Below are 22,680 nucleotides of genomic sequence, written 5' to 3'. Positions count from 1 at the left end.
ACGCGAAATCTGGCCAGACCTTTCCTTTCTCTTCTTTTCACCCACCACGCCTAGCTAACGTCTGTTAGTTACAAAAATTTCTTTTAAAAGTCCAGACTCAGCCAGGTTATTTTTACCGCTCACCCATCTGTATATGAGTTGCTTATCAGCTATTTTACCAAAAACAGCCATTAAACGCGGTTAGTTAGTTTAAGTAGCACTTTCTCCTGGCATGAACCTCCACCTGCCCCTCTATCCTACTTTATTTTAGGCCTCATTTTTCAAAAAGAATCCCTAAACGGAAGATGGAACCAAGAAGAATTTCCAGCTTTGGAGAAGAACTTGGGAAGTAGATTCCAACCTACTTATTAAAAAGACTTAAGGAAAATACCTTCGGTCATGCGCATTATGTTCACCAATAAGGGAAAAAGCTTTTCCGAACGAGGAGGAAACAGCACCAGAATGGTTTTCCAACTGCAGGAACAATGGTAGAACTTTCGCTTCTTTACCTATTATAACTGCCATTAGAAAACCCATGATTTTTAGAGAAGCCACTGTTTCAGATATTCCGCAAATGCAGGTAGTACGGCACGCCGTGAAGGAGAACGTGCTATCCAACCCGGCGCTGGTCACCGATGCCAAGGTAGAAGAATACATCACCCGCCGGGGCAAAGGTTGGGTTTGTGAAGTAGACGGCACGGTGGTGGCCTTTGCCATCGCAGATCTGGAAGACCATAGCATCTGGGCCTTGTTTGTAGACCCAGCCTTCGAGAAGAAAGGCATTGGGCGCACTTTGCACACCTTGATGCTGGATTGGTACTTCAAGCAAACGCAACAGAACGTGTGGCTAAGCACCAGCCCGGGCACCCGGGCCGAAACCTTCTACCAAACCGCCGGCTGGGATAACGTGGGCACCCAGGGAAAAGGCGAGATCAGGCTGGAGATGTCGTTTGAGAGATGGGTCCAAAGAAAGCCTGCGGCCCCATTTCATTAAAAAACTGGCCTTAAGGTAAAGCACCAAAGCCTGTAGAACCACCCTTCTTCCAAGGCAACCTAGTTGCGGTTTGGGCAACCAACTCCACACGGTTTAGGCTCGCAGACGTAAGCAAAAGAAGAATTAAGTATATAGGTTTTCGCCCCCCACGCGTTTAATGCTTACTTTTGGCATTCTTTTTTCTATTCAACCCAGAAAGAAAGCCTTCATTACCTTTTAACAGAAGAATGATTACTAAAACCCTCTGCGTATTCGCAACTATGGCTATCGGACTATTAAGCACTGAACAGGCGGCAGGTCAGGCCAAAGACAAAACCAACCCCCTTTTAGAGAAGTACAACACCCCGCACCAGGTGCCGCCCTTTCACCTGATCAAGGATGAGCATTTCAAACCGGCCTTGCAGGAAGGCATCCGGCAGCACCAGCGCGAGATTGATGCGATTGTCAGCAACGCCAAACCGGCCACGTTTGACAACACCATCCTGGCCATGGAGAATGCCGGCCAGCTGTTAGGCCGCGTGTCTACGGTTTTCTACAACCTCAACTCGGCCAACACCAATGAGCAGATCCAGAAAATCGCCCGTGAGATAGCGCCGGAACTGTCGGCCCACAGTGACAACATCATCCTGAACCAGAAATTGTTTGATCGCGTGAAAACGGTCTATTCTGCCAGAAAAGACCTCAAACTGACTCCTGAGCAGCAGAAACTACTGGAGGAAACCTACAAATCATTCGTGCGCAGCGGCGCCAACCTCAAGGACGCAGACAAAGAGAAGCTGAAGAAAATCAACGGCGAATTGTCCTTGCTGAGCCTGCAGTACGGGCAGAACATCCTGGCGGAGACCAATGCCTACCAATTAGTCATTGATAATAAGAAAGACCTGGCCGGGTTGCCCGAGGGCGTAGTGGCCGCCGCCGCTGACGCCGCTAAGGCCGCCGGAAAGCCGGGCAAATGGGTATTCACCCTGCAAAACCCCAGCGTGATGCCGTTCCTGCAGTACGCCGACAACCGCGACCTGCGCAAGCAGATCTGGGAAGCCTACTCCCTGCGGGGCAATAACAACAATGCCCAGGACAACAAAGAAGTTCTGCGCAAGATTGTGAACCTGCGCCGCGAGAAAGCGCAGTTGCTGGGCTACAAAACCCACGCCCATTACGTGCTGGAAGAAAGCATGGCCAAAACCCCGGAGAACGTGAACAAGCTGCTGGATCAACTATGGGCCCCGGCCCTGGCTGTAGCCAAGCAGGAAGAGCAGGACATCCAGAAAATGGTAGACGCCTCGGGTGCCAAATTCAAAGTAGCCCCGTATGACTGGCGGTATTACACCGAAAAGATCCGGAAAGAGCGTTTTGACCTGGACGAGCAGGACCTGCAACCCTACTTCAGCCTGGACAACATCAGAAAAGGCGTGTTCACGGTGACGGAGAAACTGTACGGCCTTAAATTCAAGGCCTTGCCTAACCTGCCCAAGTACCACCAAGACGTAACCGCATATGAAGTGACCGAGGCCGATGGCAAACTGGTAGGGATCCTGTACATGGACTTCTTCCCGCGGGCCTCTAAAAGAAGCGGTGCCTGGATGACCTCTTACCGCGCCCAGAAAACCGAGAAAGGCAAGCGCCTGGCCCCGGTGATCTCCATTGTGTGTAACTTCACAAAGCCTACCGGCGATGCCCCGGCCCTGCTCACCTTTGATGAGGTGACCACCTACTTCCACGAGTTCGGCCACGCGCTGCATGGCTTGCTGTCTAACGTGACCTATCAAAGCATGGCGGGTACCTCCGTACCACGTGATTTTGTGGAGTTGCCTTCGCAGATCATGGAGAACTGGGCCGCTGAGCCCGAGGTGCTGAAAATGTACGGCACACACTACAAAACCGGTCAGGTGATTCCCGACGCGCTTCTCCAGAAAATGAAGAAAGCCGGCACCTTCAACCAGGGCTTTGAAACGACTGAGTACCTGGCGGCCTCTTTACTTGATCTGGCCTATCACACCCAAACTCAGAACCTGGAGGGCGATATCAATCAGTTCGAGAAAACGGCCATGCAGAAGGTGGGCTTGCCCGAACAGATCATTCCTCGCTACAGAAGCACCTACTTCAGCCACATCTTCTCTGGAGGCTATTCAGCGGGCTATTACAGCTACATCTGGTCTGGCGTGCTGGACACGGATGCGTTCCAGGTGTTCAAAGAGAACGGCCTGTTCAACCAGGAGAAAGCCAAATCTTTCCGGAAGAACATTCTGGAGAAAGGCGGCACCGAAGACCCTATGGAACTCTACAAGAAGTTCAGAGGCGCCGAGCCCGGCATTCAGCCCCTGCTCAAGAAACGCGGTCTGACCCCGGTGAGTTTGTAATTTCAGGTTATAGGTTTGAGGTGAACAGCTAGACCCTCCTGCCTTTGCAGTCTACGAAACGGCCCCTTCAGGTAAAACTGAAAGGGGCCGTTTCCTTTGTAAGGAATCAGGGGAGTAAGGAGGCGCTTTCCGGAAAGGGAGGTTTGCGCAGCGTTTTGGGGTTGTGTTAGGGAAAAAAGGGCGGTAAACGGTAATGGCAGAGACACTCGTAGGAGCTGCGCACACTACGAGGTCTTTAGAACACGCGCTGATGCGTAACCGCGAAACCTGTGAGGTCTCCAAGACCTCACAGGTTTAAAACCGCCTGACGCGAGACTACAGCCTCATAATTGAGGATGCAGCAAGTCTCCAGACTCGCCGGGAACCAGCGGCTGGATGGTATATGACTTATGGGCGGCGTTCTCCCTTACTGCCTTCCAAAGGCCTCCTCCCCACCCTCTTTCCACCCTCTTTGTCATCCTGAAAGAATCTTGGCGGCGAACGGTAAAAATGTTCTTTCAGCGACTTTCTAGTTCGCTCACAAGATCCTTCCAGGATGACAGAAAAGAGGAATCTAGGGTGGAAATTACTTATTGTTAACCTGATGGGTCTCCTATTTTAGGCCTGTTTTGAACAAAACAGGCCCAGAACAGGATTACCAGGCCCTTTCTGCCTTGTGCTTGCAACTCCCTACCTCAGCTCTACATAAAATTCCTTCGCCCGCAGAGCTTCCTGTTTGGCCTCTGCTGGCTTTCCTAAACGCTTCAGCAAAGTGGCGCGGTGACGGTGGCAAGCAGCAGCCAGGTAAGAATCTGGGAAGGAACGGACCGAGCGGGAAAAGAGCTCATAGGCCTGCTGCTGGCTGGCGGCGTCTTTGCTTTTCATCAATGCCAACCCTTGCTGGTAATCCTGCTTCCAGCGTTTGGCAGTGGCTCCCATGCGCTCTGCCTCTACGGCGGCTTTGAACGGTGGCAAGGTGTGCAAGGAGTTCTTGGGAAGGATCTTTTGGGGCTCTTTTCCGAAAAACGCCTCCAAAGCGGCCACAAGGGCTAAGGCCTCCTGGTGGTTGTAGGCAGGGTCTTTCAGGCGGGCTTCCTCGGGGGCATTGGTGAAGAAAGAGGCCTCGGCAATGACCGCCGGAATGCCGTAGGTATCGCGGAGCACTTTGGCCCCGGCCGTGGGGAAGATGGTATGGTCTGAGGCAATGGTCACCGGCACCTTGGCCTGATAAAGGTGTTTCACCAAGGCCTGCGCTACCTTTTTGGCAAGCGTCACGCTGGCTACATTCTCAGAGGCGTACCCGTGGTAGTAGATAATGGGGAAGTTCGCGCTGGAGTCGGCGGTGGCGTTGTGGTGGATAGACAGGAACACCTGGGCTTTGTTTTGAACGGCCAATTTCACCCGGTCGTCAAAAGAGATGTTGTCGTCTGCCGTGCGGGTCATGAGCACGGTGGCGCCTTTCTCCTCCAATAGCTTCTGCAGGTGCAGCGCCACCCGCAGGTTGATCCATTCTTCACGCTCCCCGGTGGGACCTACCCGGTAGTGGTCGGTTTGGGCAGTGCCGCCGTGACCCGCGTCCAGGCAAATCACCTTGCCCGCCAGTGGGCTGGCCTTTTTCTGCGCGGGGGCCACTAACGTTGAGAGACAGAAACCAAGAAGGAGCGAGACAAGGAAACGGAGGGGCATATGTACGGCAGAGGAAAGTTACTTGATTAGTTTAGGGTCTACGTAGGTGCCGTAGCGGGTGGCATTGCCCAGCCGCCAGAAATACTGGTAGAGCACAGCAGATACCTCTTCCATGGTACGGTCAGGCTGACCTGGCACTTTGTAGTTCTCCATCATGGCTACGGCGTAAGGTCTTTCGGGCAGGAGCACCAGGGCCCACTCCGTGGAAACGCCATTCAGGATACCGGGCTTGAAGGCAAGCGGCACGTGGGCCGGTAGACCGGAAGTCAGTCGGCTGGCCTCACGGTTAGTCTTCTGCAGGATGGAAACGATCTCGGCGGACGCCGCTTTGTTCAGGAACTGCCCTTTGTAGAGCATCTGCAGGATCTGGGCGGCCTCAGCAGGCGTGGAGATATTCTCCTCGCCCCTACCCGAGGCGGCCCCCTGGATCATTTTGCGCTGCACACGGGTCTGTTTCAGGCCCAGGCTTTGCAGGGTGGCGTTGATGTTGGCCAGGCCTACCAAATCAATCAGGGCGTTGGTGGCGGTATTGTCGCTGAGGGTGATCATCAAAACGGCCAGGTTCCTGATACTGAAGGCGGTGCTGTCGGGGAGGTCTTTGATGATGCCCGTTCCGCCTACCACTTGGGCGGGCGCAATGTTATGCAGGTGGTGAAGCGCGAATTTTCCGTTTTGGGCTTGTTTATAGACTTCCAGCAGGATAGGGATTTTTATGGCACTGGCTTGCGTGAACACCTGGTCCTGGTTAAACCGGAAAGCCTCGCCGGAGGTAAGGTCTATAGCCACCAGCCCGGTCACAGCCGGTGATTTCTCCAGGAGGTCACGCAACTGCCGCTCGGTTTTCTGCCGCAGCAATTCTTTAGGTTCTGGTTGACCCATAGCGTCATTGGCCATATGGAACAGGAAGAAAGGGAAGAAAAGGGCAAAAAGTATTTTCATACAGGGCGGCGGCAAATGGTAAATCCAGGAACTTGGCCTTCCAAGGTAACCGTTCCGGGGTATACTTCAAAAAACGGCCCTTAAACAGCCCCTCCCGCCCACACCGGGTTACATAGGCGCCCCAATGATGGAAAGCACCCCGTTGGCCAGGCAGTCTTTCCAGTAGGTGAGGAAAGAACGCTCAGGGCGGCGCTTCACCTGGATAGCACCCTCCCGGGGGGCTTTCCCGTCTTCCTCGCTCTCAGACTTCAGCACCAGCTTGTTGGCCACCAAAGACTTGATCTTGTTGCCCAACGACTGCTTTTCCTCTTTTTCCTTGTTCAGCAGATCAATCTTGAAGTCATCATACTGCAGTTGCATGTGGCCCGTGGCCGAAGTTTTAGTTAACTCCACTTTAAAAGAGCCTCTTTGCAAAAAACCGCTTTTCACGCGCACGAACATGCTAGGCTCTACCATGGGGTTCAAAATGGCGGGGTAGCCTTTACCGATGGTGCCTTCTATGGAATGGTAGCCGTTGGGGTCCAGCAGGGCCAGGCGCACCGTGGCTTGCATAAGGGCCTTGCCCATCAGATAGCCGCTCCCTTTCAGAATGGCCGGTCTTTTGGCGGAGATCAGGTTCTTGTCATTGGTGAGGTTGGTGAGCGTGAGGTCAATGTTGCTGCCCGTAACATAGCCGGTTTTGAACGCCTTCTCAGACAGCTCCTCATACCTGACATACATATCCCGCACCTTGGCCGTACGCACGTTCAGGCCGAACGGGAGTTGCTGGACCACGTCATGCGGCATCAGGCCTTTGCCCTTGGTCCGGTAATGCTTGCTGTCTTTGTAGGCGTTTACCTGAGGTTTCTGGGCCACCAAAGACCCTATCACTACGTTGGAATGCCGGAACATGGTCCCAAATTCCACCTGGCCCAAACGCACTTCCGGTACCTGCACCCTGAACCTGGTAACGGCCTGCCCCGCTTTCCTGGACATCTCGCCGGCGCTACGCAATGGCAGGAGCCTAAGCCGGGCAAAGGCTAGTTCCTTTTTTTCCGTGGAGGCTTTCACCGGTCCGCTTTTGACCTGGTAATCGCCTCCAGGCAGGAAAAACGATGCTTCCTGCAAAGAAGCTGAGATCTCCTGGCTGTAAAATGCGCGGGAGGGATCATGGTAGGAAGAACTGTCCAGGCGTACACCCTTGGCCAGCACCTCTACGCCTTTGACCCAGTAAAGGGCCGTCTTAGTGTCTGGATTGTTTTTAAACCGGAAGCCCCCCTTCTCTATCTTGATTTCCCGGATGGCCAACTTCCGGAATTTTTCCCCCAGGGTTTCGTGCAAGGGCTGTGAGGTGGTGTCTTTCTTCATTTGCCGCAGGGTCCAATCTGGGCTATGGAGGTGGAGCGCGCTGACCTGAATGTCTCCCCCGAAAAGGATTTTCAGAAACGGGATGCCCCGCACCTGCACCTTGGCGGCAGCCACCTCTGACAGGCTGGCTGGGGCCTGCGCCGGCGTTTTTTGCTGTAACTGCTTCCAGACGGTGTCATTGGGAGCCAACCGGAGAGAATCAAGGCTCACGGAGCCGGCTAAGAGAGAGATATCTACCTTTGCCAGGGTCAGCGAATACAGTCCTTTTGATTGGGTGGCTACCTGCTTTTTCAGCTTCTGTTCCGCCCAGGCGTCTAGCCGTTGCAGGGCCACCAGCAATAGCACCAAAACGGTTAACAGCACGGCGCCGCCTACCGCCAGGTACTTCTTCTTCCTTGACACACGGGTTACTTCCTCTTCCACGGGTTACGGTTCATCATCTAACTGAACGCCTTGTACGCAGCTAGCCAGGAAGTATCTGTTATTTACGCCTTCTTTTTCAGAAAACACCGCTCAATCAGAGGCCTGGGCTTGCTATGGGTTGCTTCGGGTCTGACCCAGCCGTTGGCCCTATCTCACTTAGGATTACTTACCCCCGTTTACAGGCTTTTTCTTTGAAAACAGCCTAAAAACGGATATGGAGAATTGCCTTCAGGTTCCCTCGCCAATTCTGTGGACGGAAATCCCCATGCCGTTGAAGGGGTATTATTTTGGAAATAGAACCCTTCCCACCCAAGAATTAAGCAGGGTCTTGTACCTTTGCAGGTGAATTTACCCTAAGCACCTGTTATGTCACCACGCCCCCAAGCCCCAGATAAGGAAGAATACGAAGACTATTACCGGGCCTATTTTGGGAACGACGCGGACTACTATTTAGACAAACTGGAGAAATACCAGGCGGGCACCAAGATCACGTTCAATATCGCGGCCTTCTTCTTCGGGATTTTCTGGATGCTGTACCGCCGAATGTACCGGCAAGGCTTGCTGGTCATGGTCGCCCTCACGGCCGAGTCGTACCTGCTGGGCATTGTCATTCAACAGTATGGTATTTCAGATAGCAACGCGAAACTGCTCAACAATATCTCTACCATTGCCTGGAGCGTGCTAGTAGGCTTTCTGGGCAATTGGCTTTACCTGCGCCAGGCCCAGGCCAAAGTAGCCCAGGCACTGGAGGAAGAAGATTCTGAACAGGAGGCCGTGAACCGACTTAACGCCCAGGGGAGCATTACCCTGATCCCGCATATCATTGTGGCGGGCCTTATTCTGTTGCTGGTGCTGCTGTATCAGGCCAACCTTATCAAGTAGCAGCCAAAACCTTTCCCTGCGATAAACTTTTCCGCCCCTGGCGCCTACCTATCAGCGGCCATAAGCAAAAAACAACCAGGCCTGCTCCTCTCTGTCTCATAAGGGCAGGTAGAAGCAGGCCTGGTTGTTAAGCACTGTTTCGTTGGTTTAGGGCGTTTTTTCTGAAAATGGCTCCTAAACCAAGTTTAAGGTCATCCTTCACTAGGCACGGTTGGGCTGTATTGGAAGACAATATCTTGCTGAGTTTGCCTGTCAGGTGCGCCAGGTACCCTAGCCAAGTGGTCAAACCCTTCTAATTCCTTACAGGTGAAAAGGGGCCGGCCTTTTACTTCCTCATAGATGCGGCCTATGTACTCACCCAAAATCCCCACGCTGATCAGCTGCACGGCCCCCAGAAAAAAGACGGCGATCAAAATGGTCGCAAAGCCCGTGAACTGGGAGTCCGGTTGAAAAAGCCGCCAGTAAAGGATCAGAATGGCCATGGCCAGGGCCACGGTAGCCGATAGGAATCCTAAATAGGTGGATATTTTAAGTGGGGCCCTTGAGAAGGAAAAGATGCCGTTCAACCCTAAGCCAATCAGCTTCCGCAAAGTATATTTCCGTTCGCCGGCAAAACGGGGGTCGCGTTCAAAGGGTACTGCCACTTGCCTGAACCCCACCCAGGTACGCAAGCCCCTGATGTACCGGTTCCGCTCCGGCATGGCGTTCAAGACCTCCACTACTTTACGGTCTAAAAGGCAGAAATCACCCGTATCTGTGGGAATGGTAATATCAGAGAGCCGTTGCAATATTCGGTAATACAGGTAGGCACCCACCCGCTTGAAAAGAACCTCTTTGTGGCGAATGGTTCTCTTGGCGTACACCACCTGGAACCCCTCCTTCCATCTGGCAATAAGGTTAGGAATCACTTCAGGAGGATCCTGTAAATCTGCGTCTAGAATAACCACCGCCTGTCCCTTGGCATAGTGCAGGCCCGCTGTCACGGCAATCTGATGGCCGAAATTGCGGGCCAGGCTGATATAGGCAATCCGGCTGTCGGCCTGGTGCAATTCCCTGATGATTTTAAGCGATTTATCTTTGCTCCCGTCATCCACGAAAATCAATTCTACCGGGCCATCTAACCTTGCCATCAATCTATTGAGCCGGTCATACAAGGCATATAGAATTTCCTCTTCGTTGTAAATAGGAATAACTAAGGAATAGGTGGGTGCCATAAAAACAGGTAGAAATGCAGTTTGGGAGACCTTCCTTTACCTGACCAGGTAGATTTTAAGGGCTATTAGAGGTAATCCTCACCAGGTCACAGTGCTAAGGGTATCTAAAAATACAGGTCTTACCCCACAATAACAATTTAATATGCACTTTTTCAATAATTAATTTACCTTTACAACTTAAATAGCTTTATATTGGCTAGTTCATATAAGGTAAAATGCACAACCGGTTGAGGGTATTCTGAACCTTAGATATTTCCAGGCGTGCCTTTTTATTGAAGTTTCGGCCGCGCCTTATTGGATGGCCATGGGGGCAACAGGAAAGGAGACAGTAAATAAACCGCTTTTGGCTGCTCGGTAGGGGAAACTGAAGCGCCTTCCGGGAGAAATTGTCCTGGGTTAGTGAGCGGAGGAAAAAGTAAGGCTATTTTACTGTATACTGGCTGTTTTCTCCAAAAGAAGGCAAAAATCATCTTCTTTGAAAACTAAGCGGGAGTACGCTCATAGGATAAAAACCTTATGCTACGCATTGGCTTTGCCATACTTAAATAAATTGCTATCAACCCTAATTATACTACATGGTCTTTCTAAAAGGGCTGCCGCTGGCACGCCAAAAAACGCAGACACTGGAGAGTTCTCCCATCAAAAACACGCTTATCAGGGACTGTATTTTCTTGGGTGCCGTGGTATTGGTGGTGCAGGGCCTTGTAGTACACAAACTAGGTTTTTACAGTGACGACTGGGCCTTTCTCTCCATTTTTCATCATACGGCAGATAAATCATGGCTTAACCTCATCCAGAGCTTTTTCAGCCAAGACCAGGTGGCCAGAATGCGGCCCATCCAGATCGTCAATCTGGCTACCCTGTACTGGATGTTCGGAACGGACCCGCTGGGATACCATATTGCCAATTCATTTTTCCTCCTGCTGGTCATTCTGCTTTTCTATTTGAGCCTTAGGGCACTTTCTCTACCGCACCTGTTATCAGTTAGCATCCCCTTGGTGTTTGCCCTGTTACCCAATTACTCTACGGATCGTATCTGGCTGGCTACCTTCCAGACAAACATCAGCATCGCCTTTTTCTTCCTCAATTTTCTGGCCCTTACCCAGGTAGTGAAGGAAGACGGAAACCGGGTATGGCGGTGGGGTATCCTGGCAACCTTCAGCGTGGTCATAAGCCTACTGGCGTATGAGATCATCTTGCCTATGTTTCTCATCAATTTCTCTCTCCTGGCCTGGGACCGAAAAAGGGGCCTACACATACTTCAAACTGGCTTTTCTTCCCGCCAGAGGCTTATCCTGCTTCTGAATGTTTTAGCCTTTGGGTTGTGCATTATTTATAAATCAATCATTTCAGTTAGAACAGGTGGGTTTCACTCCAGTTATTGGGAGCATATCCTGTACGTGTATGATGCTGGAATGCGAAATGATTTTATTGCTTATGGCTTGAAGCTGCCAAAGGTTATTTGGAAGATATTCTCCACTTATCTCCAGCCCTCTTTACTGGTCATCGGCCTCCTCTTGGGTATGCTCATCTTCCTCTATCTCAGGAGAACCAGAGAGGTAACGTATGGTGCTTCAGACTGGCTGAAGGTTTTGGTGGCTGGCATGATCGTGTATTGGATGGGCTATCTTATTTTCCTGACTACCAGCCAATTCATGGTACACCCTACCGGGTTAGCCAACAGGGTCACCATGGCGGCCTCCATAGGAATTGCCATCACCTTCATCGGCTTTTCTGGCTTCCTTTCCTGCTGGATTCCTTCTGCTAACATCAGGAGAAACTTCTTACCATTGGCAGTTGCGGGCATCGCCTTTTGTGGGTTTATAATCAATTGTACCATTGCTACTTTTTACCACCAGGCATTCCCCGTGCAACTAAAGGTGCTTACAGATTTGCGGACCGCCGTTCCCTCTCTCTCAAATAATTCAGTAGTTCTCATAGATGGGGTTTGCCCCTATGTGGGGCCCGCGCCTGTTCTTGAATGCCATTGGGATGTAACCGGGATTTTAAGGATTTTCTATGATCTTGAGAACGTGCAAGGCGATTTCAGGAACAAGAACTTCAGGCATAATTCCCAGGGCGTGACGACTTCTATCTATGGCGAGGAAAGGTTTTACCCCTATCATGAGAACCTGATCATTTATAACCACCAGACAAACCAAAAGACTGTTTTGAAGAATGCAACGGTAGCAGAGGCATACTTCAAAAATTCAACCTTCAACAGTTCAAACAGTTGCCCTGTTGGGGAAGAGGGGTATGGGGTGAACATATTTTAAGCATTTTTTTCTTCTCCATTCTTCGGCTACTTTCTTTCTTCCTCCTCAACAGCCTGGCTGGGAAATAGAATGCCTGCCTTCTCCCCAATAGACCACCCATCTCTTTCTAATTATGTATCTCCAAAATAGTTTGCCCCTGCAGAATGACGAGAGTAGATAAATGCAGGAGTACTTTTCCTAACCGATTTTTAAGTTAGTAGAAGCCTTACAACCACGGTAAACAACCCTACGCAGGAGAGTCAGGAAACCAATAAAATTACCCTCACAAGGTTTAGGGGAAGCAATTTATTGGCGTTTCTTTTCCTCTTTTAGGGAGGCTTTCCGGAAATCTTTGATTTGTATGGCCCTTTCTTATATCTAAGGATGCCAATTCCTTACCTAGCCATTTCTTCTGTCTTCACTCCCAGCAAAAAGCCCCTAACACTAAGGTAGACGTGACAGCTTCCCTATAACTTTAAGGGCCTTTCTTTTGGTCTCTCTGCCTTTGTTGGCTCTGCCTTAGGTTGAGAATCATTTCCCGTAAAAGCACCCTAACTTAAATCATAAGATACCCCCTGCTCCCTGATCTAAGCCTGTTTGACGGCAGAAATCATAAATCTTTAACTATAGGAAAATTTAATCCACCTAAAAAACAATTAATTGAATAAATTTTATATTAAATTGCAGAGTATAATAAAATAGTATTAATTTTTAACATTACCTTTATAGAATAATAAACCCTATCCTGCACCTTTCACCTATTTCTTATAGCTTTTCCTTAATGGACCGGACGCAGGTAGAAGAAAGCAATTTTTTGGGTTGTAGCCTTCAATACTAAATGAACGAGACCATGGCTGGAGAAGACAAGAATCGGGAAACGGGTGAGATGCCATTCCATTGATAAAGTTTTAGAGAAGATTAGAAGTGTGGGCTGACTCCATAAAATGATAGAAGACTCACACCTGTTGGCCCACACGGCAAACACCCACTTTGCAAGCAACCTAGGCTCCTGAGCATCTTAAGAAAGAAGTCTTTGGTTCTTTTATCCTAATACCTGCTTCCCCCTCATCAGATGAAACATTAGAACGACATTCTTATAAACGCTTAAAAGGCATGGATAACACCACACCTACACCGCCTACCAATAGCTTGGCAGAAGGGACAGAGAAACCAAGTATTCTATATATAGATGATGAAGAAGACAATTTAGTAGTCTTTAAGTCTACATTCAGGAAGTTCTTCAAGGTTTTCACCGCTATGTCGGGAGACGAAGGGTTGAAGATTTTGGCGGCAGAGCCCATTTCCATTTTGATCGTGGACCAACGCATGCCTAAAATGACGGGGGTCCAGTTTTTGAAAAATCTGCCTGAAAACCATGACTTGATCAGGATCATCCTCACCAGCTACAGTGATTCAGAATCCATCTTAGACGCCATGAACAGCGGAAAAGTGTACCGGTATATCATGAAGCCCTGGGACAGAGAAAGCCTTAGGCGGCTTATGGAAAATGCCATTGATGAACTAAATGCCCGAAAAGCCCACCAAAAACTGGTAGAGGAGTTGAAAGCGGCAAAAGAGAACCTGGAAAAGAAAGTAGCCGAACTCACGAGGGAGGTAAACAGCCAGCATTCCAAAACAGATGACAGCTCTAGCGTAGAAGATCCCACCAAAAAAGACCCCCAGAACCAAGAGAAATAAGTTTCCCATTGCTTGCCGCTTTTTTCATTTTCGGATTACCTCCCTATACTAGTTCTCTAAGGAATTGGAGGTTATTGGGCAGATTCACCGTTTCGTTTTACTTATCATGCAACACCCTGCGCAGCCCATGCACCCTGCATCAAACACCCGCATTGTCTCTCAGCGTCAAGTGAAAGGATTCCTACTTTTCTTAGCGGTGGGCAATTTGTTTTTCCTTGCTGCTACCTGGGGTTTTATGACCTATTACCAATACACTTTCAAAGGGCAGCCAGAAGAGGTAGTGCTTCCGCATCTGTCTCTGGGTGCCAAAGCACTTTATTACACCCTGGCCCAAGGCAACCTGGCGGTAGAGAATGTATTTGCCACCTGGTATTCCTCTATTTTGCTTTTGATGGTATCCTGTATGTGTCTGGTTTGTTTTGCCACAGATAGAATACGTCTTCCCCAATGGCGTGACCAAATCCTTAGTTATGGCTGGTTGGGACTGAGCCTCATCTTTGCCGCTCTCTCCTTTGATGAGATCGGATCTTTCCATGAGACCATGGGTGACTTCTTCGCCTCTTCGGGCATAAGCACCGCCGCCGGATGGAACCTCTTCTACTTTCTTATAGGGCTAGTGGTTCTTTATATGGGATTCTTTGGGTTCGTACGGTTCAAAGACAGTAAATGGGCCTTGGCCTTGGCAGCCACCGGCATCTTTCTCTTCGCCAGCATTCCTTTTCAGGAGTTTTTAGAAATCAATGCCTTAAACGCAGTTGACTCATCTGGAATGTGGCAGCGGCCTATCTCCTTACTTCTTTTGGAGGAAGGATCTGAGCTCTTTGGCTCCTGGTGCTTCCTTCTTTCCACCGTGCTTTATGTCTCCACGTCCAAGGCGAGGGACTCTTCTTCAGCCATGGCTACGCCCTTAAATCAATTCAGCCTCCCTGCCCTTATAAGAAGCATTCTGTACTACTTTACCAGCATCATATGCGGGCTGGGGCTTACCATGGCTATTTTGATGAATTCTTTTGACGGGCTCTACCAAGCCGAGGCAGGGATTCCGGAAAACTGGTTTCCTAGCGCCCTTGCTTTCAGTGCCTTTATAGCCAGTTGGGCCTACAGCCAACATGCCTCAGGGCAGAAATATGGCTACCTGTCCCTGGCTGCTATTTGCCTCCTTTTGTCTATCTTTTTTGCCTGCAATGTGTATGGGTATTACTTTTTTTCCTTTTCAGGGTCTCTTTCTGGCCTTTTCATTAAAGGACTTCTAATTTTCTCTGTCTTAATCCTGGCGGTGTTTGTAAGCTTTAGGGGAAAAAGCAGGTACCACTCCCTTGGAACTCTTGCGTGGGCACTCTCCTTGACAATTGGCCTTATAATAGGCGGCGGTACCCTGGTGGCCTTGGGCTCCTTTTCTTTTGTATTACTGCTATTCTCCCTTCTATCAGCCAAGGCGCAGCCAGCCCCTGTGTTCGCCTAATCCCCTCAACAGCCAACAACCACACCTCTGCCTTCTGCCTCTTATCAATTGATTATCAGTGACTAGCTTGGCATTGCCAAGCCCTCTGTGTACTGTATTCCCTAATTATATCACTAGGCATTACTTCCAGAGGACACTCTACTTCACCCAAAGTACGGGTTATAAAAAATGCATTTATATCATTGATTTACTATACTTTATTCAAAGAATTTGCATAATTATAAACTTTACAATATTTATTTTACTATTTTGTATGATATTAAAATCATCATAGGTATATTTAAACCATCAATTTTTATATTAAAATCATAAGTTATATAGTTAACTCATATATAATTTACCTTTTCCACTACTTCGCCATTTATGATTAACAGTACACCAAAAAACGATTGGGAATGGGAGATCACTGCCAAGACCAAGTGGGGGATGGATTTCAAGGAGCTGTGGTATTATCGTCATTTAGCCTCGAGCTTAGTTCGCAAAGACTTTCTATTAAACTACCAGCAAACCATATTAGGCCCTATCTGGCTTCTCCTACAACCCCTGCTGACGCTTCTAACCTATATTCTGGTCTTTAACAAACTGATTGGGGTTTCTACAGGAGCCTTACCCCCAGTGCTTTTCTACCTATCTGGTATTGTGATCTGGAATTTCTTCCATGATACCTTCATAGGCACTTCCTTCATCTTCAGGGAAAATGCCCAGATTTTCAATAAAGTATATTTCCCGAGGCTTATCATACCCTTTTCCCAACTGGGAACCCAGATGTTCCGGTTTGCCATTCAGTTCGCTATGCTGGCGGCCATGATGGCCTATTACGTCATCTTCAAAGACTACACCCTGCCATTCAACTACCTGACCTTTACCTTGCCTTTTGTGATCCTGTTGGTGGGTTTGACGGGTTTGGCGATGGGGCTTATTTTCTCGGTGATCACCGCCAAATACAGAGACATGGTCCACTTGGTTTCCTTCGGGGTCCGGTTATTGATGTTTTTCACTCCGGTGCTTTATCCCGTTGATTATGTGCCCGAGAAAGTGAGGTGGATTGTCCAATTCAATCCCTTGACTTCCTTTTTTGAATTGTTCCGGTTAGCGTTGCTGGGTGAAGGAACGACCACTGCCTGGAGTTTAGGCTACAGCGTAGGCTTGTCCTTGCTCCTGTTAGGGTGTTCTCTTCTCTTTTTCAACAAACAAGGCGACAAACTAATAGACGTAGTGTAGCACCTATGGGAGATGTAATCATACAAGTAGAAGAATTATCAAAGGCTTTCCAACTGGGTACCATTGGCACAGGATCTCTCAGCCAGGATATTAACCGTTGGTGGGCTACCTCTGTCCTCAAAAAAGAAGACCCCTTCTATAGTCCGCATTCAGCAGGAAAAACAGGCTCCTCTAAAAACCATAAAACCTTCTGGGCTTTGCAAGACCTAACCTTTGATATCAAACAAGGGGAAGTGTGGGGAATCATTGGGAACAACGGGGCGGGTAAATCAACGCTGCTGAAAATCATTTCCAGAATTGTGAAGCCCACCAAAGGAGTGGTGCGGGGCAACGGAAAAATCAGCAGCCTTCTGGAAGTAGGCACCGGGTTCAACCAGGAACTCAGCGGCCGGGAGAACATATTCCTGAGCGGGTATATCCTGGGCATGACCAAAAGGGAGATCAAAGCAAAATTTGACGAAATCGTGGATTTCTCTGGCATTGAGAAATTCCTGGATACCCCGGTTAAACGCTACTCGTCTGGTATGTATGTAAGGCTGGCCTTTGCGGTAGCAGCCCACCTGGAGCCGGATATTCTAATCATAGATGAGGTGTTGGCCGTTGGCGATGCCGAATTCCAGAAGAAATGCCTGGGTAAAGTCAAAGATGTCTCACAAAGCGAAGGACGTACCATTCTCTTTGTGAGCCACAGTATGCAAGCGGTCAGCAATCTCTGCGACCATGCGCTCTGGCTCCAGAAAGGCCGGTTGATGGAAACCGGCCCAGCCTCTACGGTGATTAACAACTATATCAAAGGAATTCGCAAATTCCAGCTCCACCATACCTGGGACAACATGGTGGAAGCCCCAGGGAATGAGATCATCCGCTTCAAGAGCGTTCGGTTGATCCCTCAGTTCAACGATTTAGATTCCCCCTTAGACATCAGGGTTCCCCTTACAGTTAAATTCCAGTTCTGGAATCTAGGCGGTGAGCAAAACCTGAGCGTGGGTCTGCACCTGTTTTCATATGGTGGTGACTGCATTTTTGATATACCCTCCCCGTCTGTCCCTTGTCAAAAAGGACTGGTAGAGGGAGAGTGTACCATTCCTGGAAACTTCCTGAATGATGGCTCTTATTACATGTCTTTGATTGTGGTCAAGGACACGTCCGTGAATCTGTTCTACTATGAAGAGTGCCTCTCTTTTGAGATAGACGATTACCGCGGTGATATCAAATGGTTTGGCAAATGGATGGGGGCAGTTCGCCCAACGTTCCCCTTCCATATAGGACAAAAAGAGCTGGTGACCCAGGCTTAGACTTTTACTTACCATGGAAACTCAAGTTTCTTTCCATATCACGCACGTTTACCTAAACCAGCGCTTGCTTAAGATGCCGGACCTTACAGAAAACCAGGGCCATTACCTGGTATTCTGGTGGCACCAAGTGGCCTTGGGGCATCTTTTCCTGGAGGCAGGCACTCCGTTGAAGCCCGAAGAGTACGAACAGGAAGTCATGGCGGCTGTGGCCCCGGCTTTAGCGCAGTATGCCAGGTCCCTTAACATTGAAGGAGAATGGCGTAAAAAGGTAAGAGATGAGAAGGAGTGGGCCCTGTGGATGGACAACCTCATGGCAGAGTACACCACCTTCCCTATTCCGGAAAGCGTGGAAGTCTCTGTGGTAATATGCACCCGCAACAGATCCTCCCAATTACAGCGCTGCTTAGAGATGTTACAGGCGCTAGAGTGCACCCCTACTGAGATCATTGTCATTGACAATGCGCCAGAAGACACCAGCACCTTTGACGTAGCCAGGCAAGTAGATGGGGTTACGTATGTTAAAGAGCCCCGCCCGGGCTTAGATATAGCCAGAAATACCGGAATTCACCAAGCCCGGTGCCCGGTGGTAGCCTTTGTAGATGATGATGTGGTGGTACATCCGCAGTGGGTATTCCATATTTGGGAAACCTTCCAAGATCCTGAGATTGCGGCTATGACCGGTTTAGTCATCGCCAAGGAACTAATGACGGAAGCACAGGTAATCTTTGAAAAACATTGGAGCTTTAACCGGGGCTACCAGAGTAAACGGTTTGATACCCGCTTCTTCCAGGATAACATTGCCTTTGGCCCACCCGTCTGGGAAATTGGAGCCGGCGCCAACATGGCTTTCCGCAAAGAAATTTTTGAGAAGACCGGGTATTTTGATGAGATTCTGGATGTAGGAGCGGCTGGCTGCAACGGGGATTCAGAAATGTGGCATAGAATCCTTGCGCATGGTTTGGTTATTCGGTACAACCCCAGGGCCATCGTGTTCCATGAACATAGAAGAGACCTCCAAAGCCTCAGGAGACAGATTTACTTTTACATGCGGGGATTCATCACCGCAGCTCTTCTTCAACAGCACAGGCATTCCAATTATAATAGGCTCTTACACCGGGAATTCCCAAAATACTACCTGCAGTTAGCCATCAAATGCTTTCCTAAGTACCAAAGCCGGGGCCGAACCATTATAGCTGAAATCAAAGGTATTCTCTCTGGGTATGCCTTCTACTTTAGAAACCGGAAACGTTCCACCAAGTACCCTCTCCCCCTGGTAGCGCACCGGAATTTACAAGAGGTAAAAAATTAACGGTTGCCAGACAGCAAAGAAAAACAGGATTTCTATGATCCATGCCCTTCCATCAGTTCCTAAAGAACAGCCTTCCGTAGAAGAGAAGGCGCTTACAGGTACGCCTTTGGTTTCGGTGATCATACCTTGCTATAATCATGGGAAATACCTGGTAGATGCTTTTGAGAGTGTTTGGAAACAAGAGTACCCAGCCATTGAGGTGATTGTGGTAGATGACGGTTCCTCTGATGACACACGCTCCATATCTGAAGGAACGGAAGGCGTTTTCTATGTTTACCAGAAAAACCAAGGTCTTTCTGCCGCCAGAAACACCGGCATTGACCACGCAAAAGGCCAGCTTCTGGTTTTTCTGGACGCTGATGACTGGCTGCTTCCGGGAGCTATTGCCACTAACGTGCACTACCTGCAACAAGACCCCAAGTTGGCATTTGTATCTGGGGCCCATGACAAGGTTTTTGAACAGGAAGGGATTTGTCAGGAAATAATCCGGGAGGTTTCAGCCAACCATTACCAGGAGCTGTTACAGGGTAATTATATTGGAATGCATGGTACCGTTATGTACAGACGGTGGGTGTTTGAGGAGTATCGCTATGACACCTCCTTGCGGAGTTGTGAAGACTATGACCTTTACCTGAGAATATCCCGCAAATACCCGGTTGCCCACCACACCACTAAGATTGCGGCCTATCGGTTTCATACCACCAACATGTCCGGTAACATTCCCCAGATGCTGGAATCGGTTCTTCAGGTACTGAACTCGCAATCTCCCGTATTGAAAGGCCCTGCAGAAAAAGCTGCCTTTTCCCGGGGGAAACAGATTTGGCAAGACTATTACTGCACCCAGGCCTATGAAAAGAGCACAAAATGCAGTTCTCCTCCGCCAACTCAGCATCTCCTTCTCCTCCTGCGGTACAAACCAAGCCTGTTCATAAGATTCTATTTAAGAAAAGCTGCTATGATTAAATCCTTGATAAAAAAAACAACCCCGGCTTTCGGACTGAGATGGCTGTATAAAATGGGCCTCTACCAAAGCCACTTACCGGCTGCAGGCAAGGTTTCTTTAGGCGATTTTGACCGTACGGTGCCTTTCAGCCGTGAATTCGGGTATGACCGTGGGGGGCCTATAGACAGATACTACATTGAAAACTTCCTGCAACAAGAAGCGCCCAGTATAAAGGGAAGAGTCCTGGAGATTGGGGACAATGAGTACACCCTGAAGTTTGGCGGCAAGAAGGTGGTCAAAAGTGAAATCCTGCATGTGAATGACAATAACCCCGCCGCCACCATCATTGGTGACATAAGCCACGCCCCGCACATTCCGGATAATACCTTTGACTGCATTGTCTTAACGCAAACGCTGCACCTCATCTATGATTTCAAAGGCGCCCTGGCTACTTGCCACCGAATCTTGAGACCTGGCGGCACGCTGTTATTAACCGTTCCCTACATCACCTCCATTGACAAAGATGAGTGGGGTGAAACCTGGTTCTGGGCATTTACTGACAAAGTCCTGCGCAAGATCATGGCTGAAACGTTTCCCTCTGGGGAGGTGGCAGTAGGTTCCCACGGAAATGTCCTGGCTGCCACGGCTTTCCTGTACGGCATGGGCAGGTCAGAAATAACCAAAGGCCAGTTAGACCAATATGATCCGCAATTCCAGGTGATCAACACAGTGAAAGCCGTTAAAGCCTGATTTCTTGAAAACACAGGTAAAACTCTTTTTGAAGAAACTGGTAGGCCGTAAGGCGGTAGTACTCATGTACCACCGCATAGCGGAACCTAAATCCAATGTTTGGGACATTGCCGTGAGCCCGGCCCATTTTGAGGCGCACCTGCGGCTTCTCAAGAAATTAGGCACGGTGGTCCCACTGCGGGAATTGGCTGAGAAAGCCAGAAACCAGCAGATAAAGGGAATTCCCATTGCCATTACCTTTGATGACGGGTATCTTGACAATTATGCCGTGGCCAAACCTCTGCTGGAGAAATACCAGTTACCGGCCACCTTCTTTGTTTCCACCGGAAACATAGACGCGCAAAAGGAGTTTTGGTGGGATGAACTGGAAGAGCTGATCCTGTTTTCTGAAACGCTTCCTTCCACCGCTGATTTTGAGTTCAGAAACGAGCGTATTGCCATAGACCTAACCAATGAGAAGACGTTAACCCCAGAAACTTTCCAGACACACTGCCAGTGGAACGCTTGCCTTGACGCCCCACCCACCCAACGAAGCAAACTTTTCTTTGATCTTTGGCAGAACCTGAAGCCCCTGCCCTATCCTGAACAGCAAGAATATCTGGGCCTAATAAGAAGGTGGGCAAATGCCCCGGCAAAGGTACGGCCAGATTTCACCAGCATGTCAATAGACCAGGTAAAGGACTTGGGCAGCAGCCCCTATTTTGACCTTGGCGCACACACGGTGTCACATCCCGCTTTGGCCTTTCATTCCAAAGCCTTTCAGAAGCAGGAGATCCAGGAGAATGTACAGCAGCTACAGAAACTTACCCAAAGTAAAATCGACTTATTGGCCTACCCTTACGGGATATTCAACCAAGACACAGAAGAAGTAGCCAAGGAACTAGGATTCAAGGCGGCTTTTACCACAGAAGAACGAACCGTAACAAACCAATCATTGCCCTATCAAATGAGCCGGTACCAAGTGGCCAACTGGGGAAAAGAAGAGTTTGCAAAGAAACTGGTTCAATGGATTTATTAATGACCCGCCTATGAAGAACATGCACCATGACAACCCACTTGTTTCTGTGATCATCGCCTTTTTGAACGAGGAGCGTTTTCTAACAGAGGCAATCAACAGTGTGCTTCAACAGGAATACAGCCATTGGGAGCTACTTCTGGTAGATGATGGGTCAACGGATAGAAGCACGACCATTGCCAAGGATTTTGCGGCTCAATTCAAGGGAAAGGTTATTTACCTGGAGCATTTGCACCACCAGAACAAAGGCTTGAGCTCTAGCAGGAACTATGGACTGGCACAGGCCAAGGGAATGTACGTAGCCATCTTAGATGCGGATGATGTCTGGCTTCCAAATAAACTGGCCAACCAGGTGGCCATCTTCCACCAGCACCCAGAAGTGTCTATGATCATGGAGGCTTCAGACTATTGGTATACCTGGGATGATCCCCAGAAAGAAAACGTGACGATTCCTATAGGCGCTCCCCAGGATAAAGTATTTCCTCCACCCCAGCTCTTGCATCACCTCTACCCCCTGGGGGAAGGGGCTGCTCCGGTACCTTCAGGCTTGATCATAGAAACCCAAGCTTTTAGAGAACTAGGTGGTTTTGAGGATTCTTTCAAAAAAGAGTACGGTTTATATGAAGACCAAGCCTTCCTGAGTAAAATTTACCTGCGGGAGAAAGTGTACGTGTCATCTGCCAGCAACAACCTTTACCGGCAACGCCCAGAGTCAATTGTTGCCAGCGTGCATGCAGATGGGAAATACCACGCGGTGAGACGCTATTTCTTACTTTGGTTCAAAGATTATCTGCGAAAAGAAGGTATAGAGGACAAAAAAATTCAGGCACTCCTGCAGAAGGCCCTGTTTCAGTATGAGTACCCCCGCTTGTATTCTTTCTCTAACAGGTTCTTAAAAAGAATAAAAAGCTGGTAAACCCTGACCTATAAAA

16 protein-coding genes are annotated in these 22,680 nt (G+C 49.2%); 12 read left to right on the top strand and 4 right to left on the bottom strand.

Going from position 1 to position 22,680, the window contains the following annotated elements; translation table 11 throughout:
- Positions 1-514: 514 nt before the first annotated feature.
- On the top strand, positions 515-973 hold the full coding sequence (locus tag FOE74_RS04540) for a GNAT family N-acetyltransferase (protein WP_149097393.1): 459 nt from the start codon (positions 515-517) through the stop codon (positions 971-973).
- A 260-nt stretch (positions 974-1,233) separates the two neighbouring features.
- Positions 1,234-3,330: a M3 family metallopeptidase gene (locus tag FOE74_RS04535; protein ID WP_188686251.1), complete on the top strand. Its 2,097-nt coding sequence runs from the start codon at positions 1,234-1,236 to the stop codon at positions 3,328-3,330.
- Between the two features lie 669 nt (positions 3,331-3,999).
- Here the strand turns inward: FOE74_RS04535 and FOE74_RS04530 are convergent.
- The 3 genes from FOE74_RS04530 to FOE74_RS04520 form a co-directional block, all read right to left on the bottom strand.
- Positions 4,000-4,995, bottom strand: coding sequence for an N-acetylmuramoyl-L-alanine amidase family protein (locus FOE74_RS04530; protein ID WP_149097391.1), 996 nt, complete (start codon positions 4,993-4,995; stop codon positions 4,000-4,002).
- An 18-nt stretch (positions 4,996-5,013) separates the two neighbouring features.
- Positions 5,014-5,934 (bottom strand): serine hydrolase, encoded by a 921-nt coding sequence (locus tag FOE74_RS04525; protein ID WP_149097390.1) that lies wholly within the window; start codon positions 5,932-5,934, stop codon positions 5,014-5,016.
- A gap of 108 nt (positions 5,935-6,042) precedes the next feature.
- The gene (locus FOE74_RS04520; RefSeq protein WP_149097389.1) at positions 6,043-7,704 is read right to left on the bottom strand and encodes a hypothetical protein; all 1,662 of its coding nucleotides are present in this window, start codon (positions 7,702-7,704) and stop codon (positions 6,043-6,045) included.
- Positions 7,705-8,070: 366 nt separating this feature from the next.
- Here FOE74_RS04520 and FOE74_RS04515 point away from each other — a divergent pair, with 366 nt between their 5' ends.
- Positions 8,071-8,586: a DUF2628 domain-containing protein gene (locus FOE74_RS04515; RefSeq protein WP_149097388.1), complete on the top strand. Its 516-nt coding sequence runs from the start codon at positions 8,071-8,073 to the stop codon at positions 8,584-8,586.
- 191 nt (positions 8,587-8,777) lie between these two features.
- On the opposite strand, the gene FOE74_RS04510 is transcribed toward FOE74_RS04515, so the two are convergent.
- Entirely contained in the window at positions 8,778-9,800 is a 1,023-nt protein-coding gene (locus FOE74_RS04510; protein WP_149097387.1) for a glycosyltransferase family 2 protein, read from the bottom strand.
- Between the two features lie 575 nt (positions 9,801-10,375).
- Between FOE74_RS04510 and FOE74_RS04505 the strand changes: the two genes are divergently transcribed.
- From FOE74_RS04505 to FOE74_RS04465, 9 genes are all read left to right on the top strand, one after another.
- The gene (locus FOE74_RS04505) at positions 10,376-12,076 is read left to right on the top strand and encodes a hypothetical protein (protein ID WP_149097386.1); all 1,701 of its coding nucleotides are present in this window, start codon (positions 10,376-10,378) and stop codon (positions 12,074-12,076) included.
- Positions 12,077-13,168: 1,092 nt separating this feature from the next.
- Positions 13,169-13,753, top strand: a complete 585-nt coding sequence (locus FOE74_RS04500; RefSeq protein WP_149097385.1) for a response regulator — start codon at positions 13,169-13,171, stop codon at positions 13,751-13,753.
- Between the two features lie 235 nt (positions 13,754-13,988).
- A complete protein-coding gene (locus FOE74_RS04495; RefSeq protein WP_149097384.1) occupies positions 13,989-15,215 on the top strand; it encodes a hypothetical protein in 1,227 nt (408 codons plus the stop codon).
- A 363-nt stretch (positions 15,216-15,578) separates the two neighbouring features.
- Positions 15,579-16,436 carry an ABC transporter permease gene (locus FOE74_RS04490; protein ID WP_188686255.1) on the top strand — a complete coding sequence of 286 codons (858 nt, stop codon included), beginning with the start codon at positions 15,579-15,581 and terminating at the stop codon, positions 16,434-16,436.
- A 197-nt stretch (positions 16,437-16,633) separates the two neighbouring features.
- On the top strand, positions 16,634-17,731 hold the full coding sequence (locus FOE74_RS04485; RefSeq protein WP_225840638.1) for an ABC transporter ATP-binding protein: 1,098 nt from the start codon (positions 16,634-16,636) through the stop codon (positions 17,729-17,731).
- 73 nt (positions 17,732-17,804) lie between these two features.
- A complete protein-coding gene (locus tag FOE74_RS04480; protein WP_192576590.1) occupies positions 17,805-19,040 on the top strand; it encodes a glycosyltransferase family 2 protein in 1,236 nt (411 codons plus the stop codon).
- Between the two features lie 34 nt (positions 19,041-19,074).
- Positions 19,075-20,733 carry a glycosyltransferase gene (locus tag FOE74_RS04475; RefSeq protein ID WP_149097381.1) on the top strand — a complete coding sequence of 553 codons (1,659 nt, stop codon included), beginning with the start codon at positions 19,075-19,077 and terminating at the stop codon, positions 20,731-20,733.
- A gap of 4 nt (positions 20,734-20,737) precedes the next feature.
- Positions 20,738-21,751, top strand: coding sequence for a polysaccharide deacetylase family protein (locus FOE74_RS04470; protein WP_149097380.1), 1,014 nt, complete (start codon positions 20,738-20,740; stop codon positions 21,749-21,751).
- Positions 21,752-21,761: 10 nt separating this feature from the next.
- Complete coding sequence (locus FOE74_RS04465) at positions 21,762-22,664, top strand: glycosyltransferase family 2 protein (RefSeq protein ID WP_225840637.1); 903 nt, start codon at positions 21,762-21,764, stop codon at positions 22,662-22,664.
- The last annotated feature ends 16 nt before the right edge of the window (positions 22,665-22,680 follow it).

The sequence above is a fragment of the Rufibacter glacialis genome, from assembly GCF_008271745.1.
GTDB classification, from domain to species: domain Bacteria; phylum Bacteroidota; class Bacteroidia; order Cytophagales; family Hymenobacteraceae; genus Nibribacter; species Nibribacter glacialis.
Note: the sequence above shows the minus strand (reverse complement) of the source record. Positions and strands in the feature narration are given on the sequence as shown.